We start from the raw sequence: 16,882 nt of genomic DNA, 5'->3' as shown, positions 1-16,882 counted from the left end.
GCGAAGGAAGCTTCGTGTGACGCAACGTACCAGCGTACAGTCGCTTTCTACTGCACAGTGCCGTCCTGGGTGATCTTCGCCCAGTCACTGTCTAAGTTCCACTCCGCCCCTGAGCCGAAGGCGCCTCGAAAGCTGACGCTTGTCCAACTGTCATTCACTCCCGCCGACTTATTGCCGAAGTCACTCGGCTCGTTGGCGCCGCTGGTCGCGGCGTTGACCGGTGTTGGGTCGAAGCTCTGGATCGCGCCGTTTCCGTTCGTCCGGCTGATGCTCGCGTACGGATTTTTGTTTACGATCGCATTGTTCTCGCTGCGGAGGTAGTCCGCGAGGTTCCCCTTGAGTGCATTGCCCCGGTCGCCGGACGGGGTGCCGTCGTCGTCCGTGGTCAGCTGGATGAGATCCTCGAACGTCGTTTGGCCACTGAAGCCCGGCCCGATGTTGTACCAGAGGTTGTCCTGGTGCTCCAACTGCCCGGCCGCCCAGCGGTTGGCGGCGTCTTCGCTCCCGGCCTCCAGGTCTTCGATCTGGATTCCTGCGTTCGTCCGTCCGCCGGCGAAGACACTGTTGTGGTAAGAGGTCGCGTTGTTGTCGCGGTGGATGATGAAGGGGTCATTCGCGTCCCCCGAGGCGTCGCTTACACCAGGGCCCATGCCGAGGTACGTCGCGTTGGAGATGATCGACTCGGCGTACGGCTCGGCGCTTTCCGGAGAGCCGGCACCGTCCATCTCGGACGCTCGTCCAGATTCGTTTCCGCCCTGTACAGCCAGCCAGAACTGATTGCTGCCGCGGTAGCCCTGATCGATGTCGAAGGCGTCGTCCGATTCGTAGGCCGTGATCAGGTACTTGGTGTTGACGGTGCCCCCAAACCACTCGAAGCCATCGTCGTCGCTGGCGTACGATTCCACGTACTCAATGGTCGAGCCGCTGCCCACGCCGCCGAGCGTCAGGCCCTGAATTTCATCGCCGTTGCCGAGTTGGGTGCCGGTGTGGCGGATGGAAACGTACTTGAAGGTGCCAACGTCGTGATCAACATTCTGACCGCCGTAGAGAATGCGGGCCCCTGTGTTGTCGGGTACGCCTTCGATGGCGACCTCCGACCCGTTGTTGGTCGGCGCATCTCCAAGCAGGATGACGCCACCCCAGAGTCCGCGGTCGTCCCGGCCGAGGGTCTCGTCCGCGGCACGCACAGACGTGAAGACGATCGGATCGGACGCCGTCCCTTCGGCCTCAATGACCCCGCCCGACGCGACGATCAGGGCCGAGGCGTCTGCCCCCCCGCCGAGTCGCCCTTGGATTTCAGTACCGGGCTCAATTTCGAGGGTGTCCCCGGGATTGACGAAGACGAAGCCGTTGAGCTCGTATGTCTTGTCGCTGCTCCAGGTGACCGTGCTTCCATTCGCGTCACGGGGCACGACTCCGTTGTTGTTCACGTCGGTTACCCGCACGACCTCCGCCGTGCCATCGTCGTCATAATCAACGTCGACGTTGGTGTCCGTTTCCTCTACCGGCCCTGTATCCAGCCGTGCTGGCTCCTGCTCGGCCGGAGGGGAGTCCATGTTGTCGCCGCTGCCATTCGAGTCGCACGCCGTGATAAACACAAGGGCGGGAATGAGCAGGAGACCGACGAACAGGGGTCCAAGCGATCGCGATTCCAGTATGGTTGTACGGAAAAAGTTCATGGTCGCGTGTGGTTTAGAGAGAAGAGGTAGGGTGTTAGTCGTGGGAGCACGGAGTTTTTAATTCCATAACTTCCTCCCACAAACCACCGAGGGGGCGAGCCAACGTGTGGCTCGCCCCCTCGAGGCAATCGAAAAGGAGTAGTGGTGCGTCGGGGCGATGGGGCCCCAGCGGTACGAAGTAGGCTTTAGTAGCTGTAAGACACGCCGACGGATACGGTGCGCCCGAGTGGACGCCGGTCGTTGATGAATTCGTCCCCCTTGAAGGTTTGCGAGACGACCTCGTCGCTGTTAAGTACATTCTTGACCGAAATCGACGCCGACACCCCCGGGAGCAGCCGTTGCGAGAAGTTAATGTCTAGCGTACTCCGGGCCCGCTCGAAGATGTCCGCCCCGTTCGCCGAGACGGTCTGGAGCCGGTCGCCGAACCGGTTGAAGAACACGTTCACGGCCGTGCCCGTCTCGGGGTTGTCGTAGCCCGCATTCACGTTCGCGATGTAGGGCGACTGTCCCTGAAGCTGCCGTGTCTCGTCTGGATCATCTCGAAACTGTCGAATGAGGGTGAGCACCTCCTCAGTACGGTCGATTTGGGACTGGGTCAGCGTGAGGTTTCCCCCCACCTGCACGTGCTCCAGCCAGGGAGCGAGGCCGCCCAGTCGCTTTCGAGCTTCCAGTTCCACCCCGTAGACCCTTGCACTTTCCCTATTTCGGTACGTGATAATGCCTTGATCAACGGACTCCGCGACGAACGTTCGTTCGATCGGATCGGTGAAGTCCTTGTAGTACAGGCTCGCCGACAACAGCTCTCCGGCCCGGGGGAACCACTCCCAGCGCAGGTCGAAGTTGTCGACTCTCGTGCGCTTGAGGGCTGGGTTTCCTCGTTCCGTAAAGTCCCCGATGAAGTTGAAGGACTGGAACGGAGCAAACTCCCGGAAGGACGGCAGCGCAATGGTGCGACCGTAGGCGAGGCGCAGGTTCATGTCCTCACGGAGCGTCCAGACAAGATTCACCGAGGGGAGCACGTCGAATTGTGAAAACGCCCCTTCTGTGTCGGTGTCGAGCGTATTTAGCGACATGTCCGTGTACTCGAACCGCACCCCACCGATGAACTCGAGGGACGGGACGCCCGGCACCGGGGTCTCGGTCATCAGGTAGCCGGCCCCTGTGTCGAGAGCCCCGTCGTAGTTCCCGCCCTGCGATGGGACTTCAGTCACGTAGGTGCCGAACGTCCCGTCCGAAAGAAGGCCCGACCGCTCATCGACGTACGCCCCCGGACGTCCGCTAAACCCGTGTCCGATAGGGGCGTCATGTTTGAACACGCGTTCGCGAAACTCCCGCGTTTTCGTTCGGAAGCGGCCTCCCGCTTCGAAGAGGGTCGGTCCCACCGGTACCTCAACCGAGGCTTCGCCCGACCAATCTTGCTCCGTGAGGTCCCGGAAATATCGGGTGGGAAGCCCGGTGACCGGCCCGGAGATGGCAAACGATGTGTCGCGCTCTCCGGGAGAAAACTCGTTCGGAAAAAAGCGATTGTCCGGCTCCTCCCGCCTTACTTTCGAGTAGGCTGTTTGCCACTCAAGACGCACCCCCTCCGCCCCACTGCCAAACTGATGGGTGCCGTCAAGCTCCGTCGTCCGTACGGTGCGCTCAATCACACGGGCCACCCGCGTCTCGAATCTCCGGTCTCCAGAGATATTGTCACGGGGAAGGATTCCCGATTCGTATCGGGCGATGTGCTCGTCGTCGCGGTTGTAGAGAAGACGCACTCCCAATTCGTCCGTGGGCGTAAGCTGAAACGAGATCCCCGCAAGCCCCCCGAACAGTGTCTCTTCCACGCCGCGCCGTGTCGTGTAGGAGGCCTCAGGGCGGAGCTGCTCCGCGTTGATGCCCGTTTGAGAGAAGCGGGCCGTCGTCCCCCCGTTGTATCCGGAAAAAGAGTGGTCGTACGTCAAGGAGGCGATGACGCCGAGCGAACGATCTCCCATGACGGAGAACCGGTCACCGAGGGAAACCTCCGCGCTTCGGTTTCCGAGCACGTCGTTGGACCGCGGGGACACACCAGTGGCAAACGCCTGCGTCACTTGGTTTAGCGCGTCGCGCCGCTCGGGGTCCGACGTAGGCCCCGGTGGAACACTGCTGCTGTTCGCCACGGGCGGCACCTCTTCCAGTCCGTCCGGGGGAAGCAGGATGCCGCCACCGACTCCCACCTCGCTGTTGGAAGAGGTGGAGACCGATGCGTTTAGGAAAAAGTCGTTCGGAAACGACTTCGTCGTGATGTCGACCGAGCCTCCCGTAAAGGTACCGGGCTTGTCCGGCGTGAATGTCTTCTCGGTGACGACGTTATCGATCAAACTCGACGGGAAAATGTCAAGCGCCACACTGTTGCCCTCGGGGTCTGCGTTCGGGAGTGTCGTACCGTTGAGCTGCACGTTGACGTATCGCCCCTGCAAGCCCCGAATGTTTACGTGTTTGCCCTCTACGACCGATCCTCCAGTCATCAGCCCCATCGCATCTGCTACCGTTCCGGCTCCGGCCCGGCTCATGGTCTCGGCACTAACAGCATTGCTCACGGCAGCCGCTTCGGCGCGCTTCAGTATCAGACCGGCCTCCGAGTCGCGAGCGGCCTTGGCCTCCACGACCACCTCGTCGAGCCGCTCCGTTTCTTCGGCCAGCGTAATGTCAATCTCCGTGGTCCCTCCCGCCGTAACCTCTACCCCCGTCACAGTCTTCTGCTGAAATCCGACGAAGGAGAATCGCAAGTCGTACGTTCCAGGGTCAAGATTCTCAATGCGGTATCGTCCATTGAGGTCTGTCGTCGTGCCCGTCGACGACCCGGCCACACGGACGTTGGCCCCCGGCAGCGGCCCTCCACGCCCGTCCTCCACAACAACCCCGGTTACTGTCCCATTCGTATCTACCTCTTTCGGACTCGCGTCCTGCGCAACGACCAGTGGGCTCGTTCCCGCCCCCACCAGAAAAAGAAACGCAACCAACAGAAGGTCTCGATACCAACCGTTAACCATTTTGGACGCGGCAGTTCATACGGGAAACGTTCAGGTCGGGCCGTGTGCCAGGTTCTTGCGGACTCCCCGAATCGATTTGTTGTTCGTTCCACACAATAACGGGCGAGTATAACGCCGCCATTACGCACAGATCACCGTTGTATTAACTGGGCCGGTTTCCCGACGTCTTCACTCGACTGCGTCTCGGCGTCTGCCCCGGCACGCAGCCGGCCGCACGGAACGCCACCCGGCCCGTGAATGCATCCCCTTCCGACCACCTGGCCCCTCCCGTCGCGGGCGAGCGGCAAACTTCGTCAAATATTTGGGCGTGCATCCTGCATGTGGGCCGCGTCCTCCTGATTTTAGAAGCTTGAATTCTCACTTCGTCTGCCCCCTCATCGCCCCCCTCCCTTCGTGCCCGACACGAAAACCTCGAACCCGTACCTGATCCTCTTCGCGCTCTGGCTGATGATGTTCTCGGCCAGCAGCCAGTTGATCATCATGGTGCCCATTCTCCCCGAGATCGCGGCGACGCTCGGGGTGAACGCGTTCTGGCAGGGCATGCTGCTGACGGCCTACGCACTCTCGCTGGGGGTGTCGGCCCTCATCACGGGGCCGGCGTCCGACCGCATCGGGCGCCGGCTCATTCTGCTGTACGGGACCATCCTGATGGCCGTCACGCTCACCCTCCACACGGTGGCGGAGAGCTACGTCCTGCTGTTCTCCATGCGCCTGCTGGCGGGCATCGGGGGCGGCATGCTCACCAGCGGCTCGGTGGCCTACGTGGGGGACTACTTTCCGTACGAGCAGCGCGGCTGGGCCAACGGGTGGGTGATGAGCGGCACCGCCTTCGGGCAGGTGGCCGGGATCCCGATTGGCAAGGTGCTCGCGACCGGCTTCGGCTACCGGTGGCCCTTCCTCATGTTTGCGGTGCCCATGGCCGTCTCGGCCGTGCTCATCTGGCTGTACGTCCCGCAGCCGGACGCCGACCTCGACGACCAACGGCTCACGCCGGCCCGCCTCGTCGAGAAATACCGGGCGGTTCTTCAGGGCTCCGACGCCGTCAACGCCGTCGCGTCGTACCTCCTCATGTTCTCCGGCTTCGGGCTCTTCACGTCGTTCCTCCCCAGCTGGCTCGAATCCACGGTGGGCGTGTCGAGCTACGAGATTGCCCTCCTCTTCGCCATCGGCGGGACCGCCAACATCCTCGCGTCCCCGCTCGGGGGGCGGGTCTCCGACCGCATCGGGCGCAAGCCGATCGTGGTGTGGGCGTCGCTGGTCCTCGGCCTGCTGATGGCGCTCGCCCCGCTCTACATCACGGGGTTCCTCATCGCGGCCGTGCTCTTCTTCCTGGCCATGGGGCTGATCGGGATTCGGGTGGGGCCCCTGCAGTCGCTCATTACGGCGCTCGTGCCGGACCGCCAGCGCGGCCTCCTCATGGGCCTCGCCATGAGCGTGGGCCAGGCCGGGTTTGGGTTCGGCAGCTTCGTGGCCAGCATCACGTACGGGCCCTACGGCTTCTTCAGCAATGCCGTCGGCGGCGCGCTCGCGATGATCGGGATGGCCGGCCTCGTCCACTGGGGCCTGCCGGAGCCGCCGCTCGCCTCGGTGGAGGAGCCCGCGCCCGAGGCCCCGAGCGTCGCGGAGACGCCGTAGCGGGCCGCCCGCGGCCGGAAAGACCCGGGGGCCCAATCAGGCAAACTGCCAGAGGAGGAGCGCAAGCACGGCCAGGGCACTGCCCCAGAGCACAAGGGCGATGCGGGTGGAGGTGCGCGCCTGCGCCACGTCGCGCCAATCGCGGGGCCGCACGCCGAGCAGCAAAAACGTGCACACCGCCGCCAGGTTGAGGGCGACGACGTTGGTCACCGTGAGCAGGCCCGCCCGGAGGGCCGGGTCGGGATGCCCCGCCCCGAGCAGGAGGCCCGTGGCCACGGCGGGGGGAAGCAGTGCCACCGCCACCATCACCCCGACGAGGCCCGTGGCCCCACCCCGGGTGACCGCCAGCGCCCCGGCCGCCCCCGCCGCGCCGGCCAGCGCGATGTCGGCGATCCCGATGACCGTGCGCCCCGCCAGCTCGCTCGTCGCCGGGTCGACCGTCATGACGACCCCGAGGCCCAAGGCCCCGCCGAGGGCCAAGGCCAGCCCCGTCACGTTTGCCCGGACGGACCGCTTGAGCAGGTCCGGGTCCCCGAGGGTGGTGCCGAGCGCGAGGGCCAGGTTGGGGCCGACGAGGGGCGCGATCACCATCGCCCCGATCACCACGGCGGTCTGGTTCCGCAGCATCCCCCCGGCCGCGACGATCACCGAAAGGGCGATGAGCGAGTAGTAGTAGCTGGAGACGTCCGTCGCATCGCGGGCGTACTCGTAGAGCTCGGCCCGCCCCACCCGCGCGGCGCTCTCCTCCTCGTCCTCCTCGGCGGCCTCGCCGCCCGCCTGCGTCTCGCCTTCGTCCGCGTCCACCTCGGGCCGCGGCAGCGTCGCCTCCACGGCCTGGATCACCACCCGATACTCGGTGATCGCGGTGCCCTCCACCCAGTCCAGGAACGGCTCGGTGTCCTCCACCTCCATGAGCAGGCGGTCCACGCGCTGCCCGTCGTCGATCGCGTAGGTCCAGTGCCCGAGCACGTCGTGGGGGGCGTCGGGCACGTCGAGGGCGTCGTCCGTGTCCGGGTGGTAGAGGTCGATCAGGCGGAGAGCCATACGGGCGGCACGCGCGGGGCGAGGAAGGAGGGTGGCGGGCGTACTCTTAGAGGATAACCACGACGCCGCTGCCCATCCAGCCGGGCCGGTCGGGGCGCTTCCGTAGATGCGTCCGGCCTCAAGAAAATACGGCCCCAATACAAAAGGGACGCAGGCGGCACCGGAGGCCCGGTGGCCTGCGTCCCTGTACGGAGACGTTCGTGTCGCCGAACCGTCGGCGGGGATCGGTTAGAAGTAGATCCCAATGTTCACGTTGAAGGCCGTTCGCCATTCGTTGTCGTTCTGCTCCGCCATCACGCTGGCAAAGTTCGCCCCTGGATGGTTGAAGGGGTGACCCTTGCTGATATTCAGGTCCGTGTAGACGAACAGCGGACCGGCGGTGGTGAGGAAGCCGATGTCGTGGGTAGCGTTGTCATTCCAAGAATCGACGTTTTTGTTCGTCACCAAGCTGAAGTCATAGTAGGGCTTGATCTGAGAGACCGGCCCAACGCTCACCGGGATACGGTAAGACACACTGGAAGAGTATACCGTGTGCTCGGCCGCCACGCGCTGGGGGAAGTTATATGCTCCCATGACCACGAAATCATCCGCGTCATAGTTCACACCACTTATGTCTCCTTCTGGCCCAGGCACACCGTCGTCGTCTTGATTCTCAGTCTGCTGGGCGCTCTGAAACGCGGTTCGCTCTTGATCGGTTAGGGGCGGATTCAACTCCTGCTGCGCGAATTCCAACTTCGCACCGAAGCCACCGTAGCGCCCTTGAAAGTGAACGGCGTATGCAGCGTGCCAGTCCGTATCGCCGGTGCTCAGGTTCTTGAGCTGGCCTCGCTGACCAGACACACCGACCTTCGTGAAGCCGAGATCACCATGGTCGAAGGAGTAGGCGGCTTTCAGGTTGAACTGATTCGCTTCCGCTATAGGACTACGGATCTGATTGCCTTCACCATCCACACCCGGTACTACTTCGTATCCGCCAACACCAGTGACATCGTTTGCGTCACCCGTGCCATTGGCTTCACCCTGTGTGTCGAAGGGAGGGAAAGAGTTCACTGGTACAACGTCATATGAGTATCGGCCGAAGTTGCTACCGGCGAAGAAGTCCGTCTGCTCGGCGTTCATGTAATATCCCCCTTGGATGTCCCAGTTGCCAGGACTAAACATCGCTTTGATACCGGCATCGTAATCGTCTTCCAGACCCACGTAGTAGGTGCTGTTGAAGAACCAACTACTGGAAGCATACGGCTGAATGCCGAACGGCACCTGGCTCACGCCTACCTGAATCTGTCGATTTTCACTGAACTCATAGCCAACCCAACCCTTCTGCAGAAAGACTCCGCCAAAGGACTCTGGGTAAACAGCCAACTCGCTGTCGAATATCAGGCCACCGTACGATCCGTTGGCCCCGATGCGAAACGTGTCGAACGTGAACCCACCGTCGCCGAGTGTCTTATCGGCCTGCTCTCCATACGAGCGAAAAAGGGCGTTAAAGCGAAGCGAGCCGTTGATGCTCACGTCGAGCGTCGGCTCGTCCTGCTGGGGCGCCGCCGTCGTGTTGTCGCTCTCCCAGGCGTTGGCGACCAGGGAGGTGGCGTTGGTGCTGTCATCGGCGGGCTCCGGGTCGTCGGCGAGGGCCGAGCCGGGAAGCACCAATCCAGCGGTGAGAAAAAGCGCGAGAACTGCAGTGCAGTACCGATTCATATGGGAACGTAGTGCGTTATGAGAAAGGGTCACAAAGGGTAGCGTAGTGCTACAAACGAGACCGGAGGTGATCCGGTCATATCGTGTAGATCAGGGGAAGAGATTGCGATAATGTTATCAGGGCGGCGCCCGGGGGCCGCGGCCGGCCGCACGGCCCTACGCCTCCTGATCGCGTGAGTGGGTCGCGTCGTCCGGGAGGGGCGTCACGGCCTCGTCCGAGGCGGCACACGCCTCGGCCTGGTCGAGCCACTGGGTGACGTACCCCGGGTGGTTCCGCACCCACTGCTCGGCGGCCCCGCTCTTGCTCATGTCGCCGCGGGTGCGAAACGTGTTCATGAGGCTGCCGATCTGCTGATCGGTCACCTCAAACTTTTGCAGGAAGCAGACGGCCTCTTTCGGAAACTCGTCGATGAACTGGTTGTCGACGACCGTGAAGATGTCCTCCGGCGGCCCGTAGGCGGGCGACTGGTTCGTCTTCCCGTCCTTGAGGTACCGAAGGTCAAACGCGCTCCACTTCCAGTGCGGCTTCCACCCCGCCACGATGATCGGCTGGCGGTCCTGGATGGCGCTTCGGAGGCGCTGCCACGTGGCCGGGCCGCTGGCCGCCACCACCGAGAAGCCCTCGATGCCGTGCTGGTCCAGCACCTGGCGGATGTTGTCGTTGGTGGGGGAGCCGGCCTCAATGCCGTAGATCTTTTCGCCGAGCGCCTCGCGGTACTCCCCGATGTTGGCCGCCGAGCGAAGGTCCATGTACGCCGGCACCACGAGCCCGCCCGAGGTGCCCCGGTACGTGTAGCCGAGCTTTTGGAGTTGACCCTGGAGGTCGCCCCACGAGTTTTGGTGCGTGGTGGGGAGCCAGGCCTCGTTGAAAAAGTCCCGATCCCCCTCCGCCACCGACGAAAAGGCGATGCCGCCGCCCTGGGCTTCCTTCAGGTCCACCGGCACGTTCAGGCTGTCCTCCAGCACCTGGGCCTGCATGTAGCTCATGGCGAGGCCCTCGATCCAGTTCACCGTCACCATCTTCAGGGGGGGCGACGATGCCGACGCGCCACCACCGGCGCTGTCGGAGGCATCCCCCCCACAGCCCATTGTGCCCAGCGCAAGGAGCGACGCGGCAACGGCCGCCGCGCAGTACGAGCGGCACAGGGCGCGTGCCGCAGTGATGAGTCGTTTCATTGGAAGGACGCATTAATCAGAGAAGTAGCATGAAAGGCAAGGCACCAAGAGCGCTCGCGCAGGGCGTGCGCGGGCCTGTCGGCGCCATGTCCGTCCATAAAACACCCCCGACCGCCGGACGGCAATCGGGGGTGCTGCGTCGTCAAAACCAGAATCAGACGCCTACGTGCTTTGCTTGCGCGAGTAGGTGGCGTCGTCCGGAAGCGTCTCCACCGAGCCGTCGGAGGCAGCGCACTCCTCGGCCTGCTTGGTCCAGGCGTTGACGTCCTCCGAGTGGTTTTCAATCCACTGGCTAGCGGCCTCCCGCTTGCTCATGTCGCCGCGGTTGCGGAAGCTGCCCATGAGGCTCTCGATCTCCTCGTCGGTCACCTCCGAAACCTTCAGGAAGCACACGACCTCTTTCGGAAACTCCTCCGTGAACTCGCTGTCCACGATCTTGAAGACATCCTCGGGGTCCCCGAAGACGGGCGACTGTCCGGTCTGCGCCCCTTCGAGGTACTTCAGGTCGAACGAGCCCCACTTCCAGTGCGGGTACCAGCCCGTGACGACGATGGGCTGCTCGTTGTTGACCGCGTTCTCCAGCGCCTGCCACGTCGCCGGGCCACTGGACGCCACGACCGAAAATTCGTCGTTGAGGCCGTTGTTCTCCAGGATCTTGCGCGTCTGGTCGTTGACCGCCGCGCCGGACTCGATGCCGTTGATTTCGCCACCGAGCTCGTTGCGGTAGTTTTCCAGCTCCGAGACGCTGGAAATGTCCATGTACGCCGGCACGGTCAGGCCCACCGAGGTGCCCTTGTAGGTGTATCCCAGCTTGGCGGCATTTCCCTGCGCCTTGCTCCACGGGTCCTGGTGGGTCGTGGGGAGCCACGCCTCGTTGAAGTAGTCGCGGTCCCCTTCGGCCACCGACGAGAAGGCAATGCCGCCGCCGCCCACCTCCCGGACGTCAACCTCCATGTCGTACTGGTTTTCCATGATCTGCTCCTGGACGTAGGTGAAGGCCATCCCCTCGATCCAGTTCACCGTGACCATGTTCATCTTGCGGGACACGTCCTGGCTATCCCCGCCCCCGCCGCAGCCGGCGAGTCCGGTCCCGAGGAGACCAACGGCCGCGACCACGGCGATGAACGAGCGAAGTGATGTCGAAGAAAGATTCATAGCGTTAGGGCTTTTGCTTGTGATGATGAGTGTCCAAGTCGTACGGCAAAGCAAAGAAGAGTGCCCGGACGACGGCCAGTCCTGACGCCCTCGTCCGGGCCATGTTGCAGGAGCCTCCCCCTTTCAGCAGCAGGCGCGGGTCACCCTGTCGTGGGCTGGGTCGAGGCGCCCGCCTTCTCCCCCACGGCCTGCGTGATGCGGTCCAGAAAAATCGCCAGAATGACGATGGCCAGTCCCCCCTCAAACCCGACCCCGATGCGCAGCTGCTGAATGCCCTCCACGACCGGGTCCCCGAGCCCGCCCGCCCCAATGAGCGCGGCGATTACGACCATCGACAGGGCCAGAAGCACCGTCTGGTTCACACCCGCCAGGATGGTGGGCAGCGCCATCGGCAGCTCCACCTTGAAGAGCATCTGGCTCGGGGTGGACCCGAAGGACTCCGCCGCCTCCACGGCCTCCTCCGACACCTGGCGGATGCCGAGGTTGGTCAGGCGCACGCACGGGGGCGTGGCAAAGATAAAGGTGGCGATCACGCCCGGCACCGCCCCCAGCCCGAAGAGCACGACGGCCGGAATCAGGTACACGAACGCCGGCATCGTCTGCATGAAGTCGAGCACCGGCCGGACAATCGCGTCCACCACATCGTTTTTCGCCGCCCAGATGCCCACGGGAATGCCCACGAGAAGCGAGATTAGCGTCGCCGTGGCGATGAGGGCGAGGGTCTGCATCGCAAACTCCCACAGCCCCATGCCGAAGGCAATCTCCATCCCGAACAGGGCAAACTCGACGTCCTCCAGGAGGGTCAGCCCGACGACCGTAAAGAGGGCCACGCCGCGGGACGCCACCCACCACGCGAGGACGGTAAAGAGCACAATCATCGCCCAGCTTGGGAGGAAGAGCAGTACGTCCTTCGCCCCCTGGATGGTCGCTCCGATTACGAGCTCAATCCCGTCGAGAAGCGGACCGAAGTTGTTCTGAATCCAATTGATGAGGGACGCAAAGGCGCCGCCGAGGTCCAACTGCATTGTGCACTCGAGTGTCTTCGTTCAGGGCGATACGCGTAGGGAACGGACAGTCCGTCGTCGGGGATCAGGCCACCGCTGCTTCGGGGTCTTCGTCGGTCCGGCCGGCGCGGGCGTCTCGCCGCCGCGCCCCGTCGGCATTCTGCACGACCTCCTCCATCACGGCATCCTGGCTGACGACGCCCTGGAGGGTGCCGCCCGAGTCGCGAACGGCCAGGGGCCCGTCGGCGTCGACCAGTGCCGGGAGCAGCTCGGCAATCGGCGTGTGGGGCGAAACGGACGGCCCGTCGGCGGCCACCGTCTCGTCGTCGCCGAGGGCCCGCATCACGGTCCGGGCGGGGACGATCTTCGTGCGGTCCACGTTTTCGACGAAGGACCGAACGTACTCGTCGGCCGGCTCGGTGAGGATTTCGGTGGGGGTGCCGATCTGGGCGATGCGGCCGTCCTTCATGATGGCGATGCGGTCGCCCATCTTCAGCGCCTCATCGAGGTCGTGGGTAATGAAGAGAATTGTACAGGCCGGGTCCCACTGCTCCTGAAGCTCCAGCAGCTCGTTCTGCATGTCGGCCCGGATGAGGGGGTCCAGGGCGCTGAACGCCTCGTCCATCAGCAAAATTTCGGGGTCGTTGACGAGGGCACGGGCCAGCCCCACCCGCTGCTGCATGCCCCCACTCAGCTGGCTGGTCTGGCTGTCCTCGTATCCGTCCAGCCCCACGAGCTCCAGCGACTGGCGGGCCTTTCCGCGCCGCTTCTCCTTGTCCATGCCCGCCACCTCCAGGCCGTACTCCACGTTCCCGATGACCGTCCGGTGGGGAAAGAGCCCGAAGTTCTGAAAGACCATCGACATCTTGGTCCGGCGCAACTTGCGGAGGCGATCCTCATCGAAGGCCGTCACCTCGTCGTCGTGAACGTGCACCTTCCCAAATGTCGGCTCGATCAGGCGATTGACGCACCGGAGCAGGGTCGACTTGCCGCTGCCCGAAAGGCCCATCACCACGAAGATCTCCTGCTCCTGGACCTCAAAGTTGGCATCGTCGACCGCGATCACGGAGCCGGTTTCCTCCTTCACCTCGGCCTTCGACATGCCCTCCTTCGCAAGGGTGCGAGCGCGCTCGGGGTCCCCCCCAAAAATTTTCCAAAGTCCCTCTGCCTCAATAACAGCCATGGCGTACGTAGCTTGTTCGCTGGGTGTGAGCGTGGTGGGACAGGCACTGCCTCGGGGCGACAGGCGGACGCGACGTTTCTCTCCTGTTCCCAAGACTCTACTTAATTAGCTCCTCGAAGGGAACATGTTTAGGAAACGGGGACGGTTTCCTGTGTTCTCCCCCTCTTTCATACAACCTTATCAAGAATCACAGGGATAAAGGCCTACCTTCTCATTTTTGGCCTTTTATGCCTCAAGAATCTTCGAAAAAGCGTTTGAAGTATAGAACCAAACAAAAAGCCAGAGAACGTTCGGGCGTCGCCGCCCCACGGCCCGCCCGACGGCGTCGGGCCCGAACGCCCGGGGGCCCGATTCGTAGACCGACTGCTTGCATTTCCAATCAACCGGTTCGTGCTCCATGCCCGACGATCGCTCCGCGAAGGTCATCGAAACCGTCGCCGACGGCCTGCGCCTGCAGGTGGGCGACCTGCCCGGCGACTACGCCCCCACCCTCCTGAAGGCCGAGCCCGCCGCCTACGTCGTCGGCTTCACGGCGGGGGTGAGCCGCGCAATGGACGTGCCGGTGGGCAACCACACGATCCGCACGCTGGAGCGGGGCTGCCGGCAGGGCCTCCCCCGCGACGGCGACCTCGGGCAGCGCCTCGCCGACATCGCGGCGGGCATCGTCTTCGACGGAAGCGTCACGAGCGACCCGGACCTCACGACAATTCGGGAGGACGGCGAAGAGGAGGGCCGGGCCTTCGTCGAGGACCGGTCGCCTCCCTCCCTGCTCGACGACCTGGTGCGCGGGTGAACGGGGTCCGACCGGCGCCCCTAGCGGTGCGGCCGGTCCGTTTGCCTTCGGTCCGTTTCCCGTGCCCGGGACGCCTCGGGCCCCGCCGTCATAGAAAAGAGCGCCGGTCCCAGCAGGACCGACGCTCCATGCTCGTCGAAGCAACCACGGCCTGACGCCACGGCACTAGGCCGTGACCGGCTCGGCGTGCTCGATGCGGGTGCCGAGCACGTCCAGGAACTGCCGGATCCAGGCCGCGTGGGCGGGCCAGGCGGGGGCCGTGACAAGATTCCCGTCGGTCACCGCCTCATTCATCTCCACGTCGACGTAGGTGCCCCCGGCCGCCTCCACCTCCGGGGCGCAGGCCGGGTACGCGGAGCAGCGGCGGCCGTCGAGCACGTCGGCGGCAGCGAGCGTCTGCGCGGCGTGACAAATGGCCGCAACGGGCTTGTCCGCCGCAAAGAAGTGCCGCGTCATCTCAATAACGCGGTCGTTCAGGCGCAGGTACTCCGGCGCGCGCCCCCCTGGCAGGCAGAGCGCATCGTAATCGGCCGCGTCGACCTCCTCGAAGGTCGCGTTCAGGGCAAAGTTGTGGCCCGGCTTTTCGGTGTAGGTCTGGTCGCCCTCAAAGTCGTGGATCGCGGTCTTTATCGTGTCGCCGGCCTCCTTCTCCGGGCACACGGCGTGCACCTCGTGGCCCGCCAGGTCGAGCATCTGGAAGGGGACCATCGTCTCGTAATCCTCGGCAAAGTCGCCAACGATCATCAGAATGGATTTGGACATGGCGGCGTCGGGAAATTTGTGGAAGGAACGCGATCGTGCGTGCTTCTGCGCCAGTTCAGCCGTGACGGCATTCTATTCCTGACAAAAGGGTAACGCACGGCCGGCACAAAAGCTCCAGCCTGCGAGGACCGGCCCCAGGCGGGCGGCAACGATGCGTGGGCGGCGGCGTGGTCGACCTAAACGTCTTCACGCCCCCTCCGGCTCACTACGCCAGCGCCCGTGCGGCGCGGCGGCCCGCCTCGATGGCGCCGTCGAGGTAGCCCGGGTGCTCGGTAGCCGTCTCCGCCGCGGCGACGTGCAGCCGCCCCTCCCAGTGCGGGCGTTGGAGGATGGGGGCCGGGTCCGGCGGCGTGTGCGGCCCCGGCGTGGGCCCCGCGGGCGGCGTAGTGGCCGTGTCGTGACGCCAGTCGGCCGTTGCGAGGCCGGTGGGCGCCCCGGCCGCCTCGCCGAAGCAGTGGACGAGTTGACGAACGAGGGTCTCCTCCCGCTCCCCCGGATCGCTCGGCGTGGGAGAGTCGGGGCCCGGGGGATGCATGAACCCGACGAGCGCGGCGGGGCCGTCGGGGGGCGTGGCGTCGTGCCAGTCGTGCACCGGACCGGCCGCGCTCCGCACGCGCCCGGCGAGGCCTTGCTCGCGCCAAAACGGACGGGCGTAGGTCACGGCCGCCTTGGCCGAGGGGCTCATCCAGGTGGTGGTGCCGCGGAGGGCCGAGGCCAGCGCGTCCGGGAGGGCGGGCTCAAACTGAAGGGTGTGCCCGGCCAGCCGGGGCGGGACCGCGAGCACCACCGCGTCGACCGACGTGGTCTGCGGGCCGTTGGGCGTCTGGGCGGTGGCCTGCACCGAGGCGCCCGTGCGCCGTAGGGACCGGAGACGGTGGCGACGTCGGAGCGCGGCGTCCGGAAGCGTGGCGGCGAGGCGCTCGTGCAGGGCCTGGGTCCCTTCCACCAGGCGCCAGGAGGGCGGCGGCGCGTCGGGCCACTCGAAGTGCTCCACAGGCTCGTCCCGGGCCCATTCTTGGACCGCTACACCCGGCTCGTGCTGGCGCACCCGCTCAAGGCCGAGGCGCTCCGCCAGCGCGCGCACCCGCCGGTGCTCCGCCCAGTGCCAGGCGGCCCCCAGGTCGAGGCGCACCTCGTCGGGGCCGACGGCCGGGCTTCGGCACCGTCCCCCCACGCGCCCACGCGCCTCCCAGACGCGGACCGACACGCCCGCCGCGTGCAGGTCCGTGGCCGCCACGAGGCCTCCGAGCCCCGCCCCCACGACGAGAACGGACGACGACTCAGACACGCTCGGCCTCCCCCGATCCGGTCGACGATCGAAAATACGCGTCTACGCTGTACCGGCCGGGGCCCGTCAGCAGGAGCGCGACGAACACCGTCGCCATCTCGGTGGCGTGCCAGGGCCCCTCGCCGGCCGCGAGGTGGCTCGAAAAAGCGACCGTCATCACCACGAGCAGGAGCCCGAGGACGGGCCGGAAGAGCAGGCCGAGCAGGAGGCAGAGGCCGCCCACGAACTCCGTGGCCGCCGCCATGAAGCCCCAGAACGTGGGCCAGAAGGTGATCCCAAAGATTTCCATGGTGCGTCCGAGGTCGGCCCACGTCCCCGGACCGCCGGCCATCTTGTCCCACCCGTACACGAACACAAACGAGACGCCGATGCCGACGCGGAGCACGAGCAGGGCGAGATCGACGGAGGTCCACCGGGACGAATCCATATCCGCTGCTGCCTGAACGTT

The 16,882-nt window shown here is 65.0% G+C and carries 13 protein-coding genes; 2 read left to right on the top strand and 11 right to left on the bottom strand.

The genetic code is table 11. The features are described from left to right. Positions 1–47 precede the first annotated feature (47 nt). Entirely contained in the window at positions 48–1,556 is a 1,509-nt protein-coding gene (locus SRU_RS02335; protein WP_237701854.1) for a hypothetical protein, read from the bottom strand. A 308-nt stretch (positions 1,557–1,864) separates the two neighbouring features. Then, positions 1,865–4,696: a TonB-dependent receptor gene (locus SRU_RS02330; RefSeq protein WP_011403216.1), complete on the bottom strand. Its 2,832-nt coding sequence runs from the start codon at positions 4,694–4,696 to the stop codon at positions 1,865–1,867. A 393-nt stretch (positions 4,697–5,089) separates the two neighbouring features. Here SRU_RS02330 and SRU_RS02325 point away from each other — a divergent pair, with 393 nt between their 5' ends. Continuing rightward, positions 5,090–6,331 carry an MFS transporter gene (locus SRU_RS02325; protein WP_011403215.1) on the top strand — a complete coding sequence of 414 codons (1,242 nt, stop codon included), beginning with the start codon at positions 5,090–5,092 and terminating at the stop codon, positions 6,329–6,331. 36 nt (positions 6,332–6,367) lie between these two features. On the opposite strand, the gene SRU_RS02320 is transcribed toward SRU_RS02325, so the two are convergent. From SRU_RS02320 to SRU_RS02295, 6 genes are all read right to left on the bottom strand, one after another. Beyond that, positions 6,368–7,375, bottom strand: a complete 1,008-nt coding sequence (locus SRU_RS02320) for a TIGR00341 family protein (RefSeq protein WP_112903015.1) — start codon at positions 7,373–7,375, stop codon at positions 6,368–6,370. Positions 7,376–7,603: 228 nt separating this feature from the next. Next, the gene (locus tag SRU_RS02315) at positions 7,604–9,073 is read right to left on the bottom strand and encodes a hypothetical protein (RefSeq protein WP_112903013.1); all 1,470 of its coding nucleotides are present in this window, start codon (positions 9,071–9,073) and stop codon (positions 7,604–7,606) included. A gap of 156 nt (positions 9,074–9,229) precedes the next feature. Continuing rightward, complete coding sequence (locus tag SRU_RS02310; protein ID WP_011403212.1) at positions 9,230–10,249, bottom strand: glycine betaine ABC transporter substrate-binding protein; 1,020 nt, start codon at positions 10,247–10,249, stop codon at positions 9,230–9,232. 162 nt (positions 10,250–10,411) lie between these two features. Beyond that, positions 10,412–11,404 (bottom strand): glycine betaine ABC transporter substrate-binding protein, encoded by a 993-nt coding sequence (locus SRU_RS02305; protein WP_112903011.1) that lies wholly within the window; start codon positions 11,402–11,404, stop codon positions 10,412–10,414. 140 nt (positions 11,405–11,544) lie between these two features. Continuing rightward, complete coding sequence (locus SRU_RS02300; RefSeq protein ID WP_103017514.1) at positions 11,545–12,429, bottom strand: ABC transporter permease; 885 nt, start codon at positions 12,427–12,429, stop codon at positions 11,545–11,547. A gap of 64 nt (positions 12,430–12,493) precedes the next feature. After that, on the bottom strand, positions 12,494–13,591 hold the full coding sequence (locus tag SRU_RS02295; RefSeq protein WP_011403209.1) for a quaternary amine ABC transporter ATP-binding protein: 1,098 nt from the start codon (positions 13,589–13,591) through the stop codon (positions 12,494–12,496). Positions 13,592–13,988: 397 nt separating this feature from the next. Between SRU_RS02295 and SRU_RS02290 the strand changes: the two genes are divergently transcribed. Next, positions 13,989–14,384, top strand: a complete 396-nt coding sequence (locus SRU_RS02290) for a hypothetical protein (RefSeq protein WP_011403207.1) — start codon at positions 13,989–13,991, stop codon at positions 14,382–14,384. Between the two features lie 165 nt (positions 14,385–14,549). On the opposite strand, the gene SRU_RS02285 is transcribed toward SRU_RS02290, so the two are convergent. The 3 genes from SRU_RS02285 to SRU_RS02275 all read right to left on the bottom strand — a co-directional run bounded on the left by SRU_RS02285 (position 14,550) and on the right by SRU_RS02275 (position 16,861). Continuing rightward, a complete protein-coding gene (locus tag SRU_RS02285; RefSeq protein ID WP_011403206.1) occupies positions 14,550–15,146 on the bottom strand; it encodes a DJ-1/PfpI family protein in 597 nt (198 codons plus the stop codon). Positions 15,147–15,351: 205 nt separating this feature from the next. Beyond that, complete coding sequence (locus tag SRU_RS02280; protein WP_011403205.1) at positions 15,352–16,434, bottom strand: flavin monoamine oxidase family protein; 1,083 nt, start codon at positions 16,432–16,434, stop codon at positions 15,352–15,354. Continuing rightward, positions 16,427–16,861 carry a DoxX family protein gene (locus SRU_RS02275; RefSeq protein ID WP_051010760.1) on the bottom strand — a complete coding sequence of 145 codons (435 nt, stop codon included), beginning with the start codon at positions 16,859–16,861 and terminating at the stop codon, positions 16,427–16,429. The genes SRU_RS02280 and SRU_RS02275 overlap by 8 nt, the downstream gene beginning before the upstream one ends. Positions 16,862–16,882 lie beyond the last annotated feature (21 nt).

Source organism: Salinibacter ruber DSM 13855, from assembly GCF_000013045.1.
GTDB lineage: Bacteria > Bacteroidota > Rhodothermia > Rhodothermales > Salinibacteraceae > Salinibacter > Salinibacter ruber.
The sequence above is the reverse complement of the archived record's forward strand: the minus strand, read 5'-3'. Positions and strand labels throughout refer to the sequence as shown.

What these genes read in the sequence shown, in the direction of transcription:
- SRU_RS02335 (WP_237701854.1), bottom strand. Translation starts at nt 1,556, where the DNA reads ATGGACTCCCCTCCGGCCGAGCAGGAGCCAGCACGGCTGGATACAGGG.
- SRU_RS02330 (WP_011403216.1), bottom strand. Translation starts at nt 4,696, where the DNA reads ATGGTTAACGGTTGGTATCGAGACCTTCTGTTGGTTGCGTTTCTTTTT.
- SRU_RS02320 (WP_112903015.1), bottom strand. Translation starts at nt 7,375, where the DNA reads ATGGCTCTCCGCCTGATCGACCTCTACCACCCGGACACGGACGACGCC.
- SRU_RS02315 (WP_112903013.1), bottom strand. Translation starts at nt 9,073, where the DNA reads ATGAATCGGTACTGCACTGCAGTTCTCGCGCTTTTTCTCACCGCTGGA.
- SRU_RS02310 (WP_011403212.1), bottom strand. Translation starts at nt 10,249, where the DNA reads ATGAAACGACTCATCACTGCGGCACGCGCCCTGTGCCGCTCGTACTGC.
- SRU_RS02305 (WP_112903011.1), bottom strand. Translation starts at nt 11,404, where the DNA reads ATGAATCTTTCTTCGACATCACTTCGCTCGTTCATCGCCGTGGTCGCG.
- SRU_RS02300 (WP_103017514.1), bottom strand. Translation starts at nt 12,429, where the DNA reads ATGCAGTTGGACCTCGGCGGCGCCTTTGCGTCCCTCATCAATTGGATT.
- SRU_RS02295 (WP_011403209.1), bottom strand. Translation starts at nt 13,591, where the DNA reads ATGGCTGTTATTGAGGCAGAGGGACTTTGGAAAATTTTTGGGGGGGAC.
- SRU_RS02290 (WP_011403207.1), top strand. Translation starts at nt 13,989, where the DNA reads ATGCCCGACGATCGCTCCGCGAAGGTCATCGAAACCGTCGCCGACGGC.
- SRU_RS02285 (WP_011403206.1), bottom strand. Translation starts at nt 15,146, where the DNA reads ATGTCCAAATCCATTCTGATGATCGTTGGCGACTTTGCCGAGGATTAC.
- SRU_RS02275 (WP_051010760.1), bottom strand. Translation starts at nt 16,861, where the DNA reads ATGGATTCGTCCCGGTGGACCTCCGTCGATCTCGCCCTGCTCGTGCTC.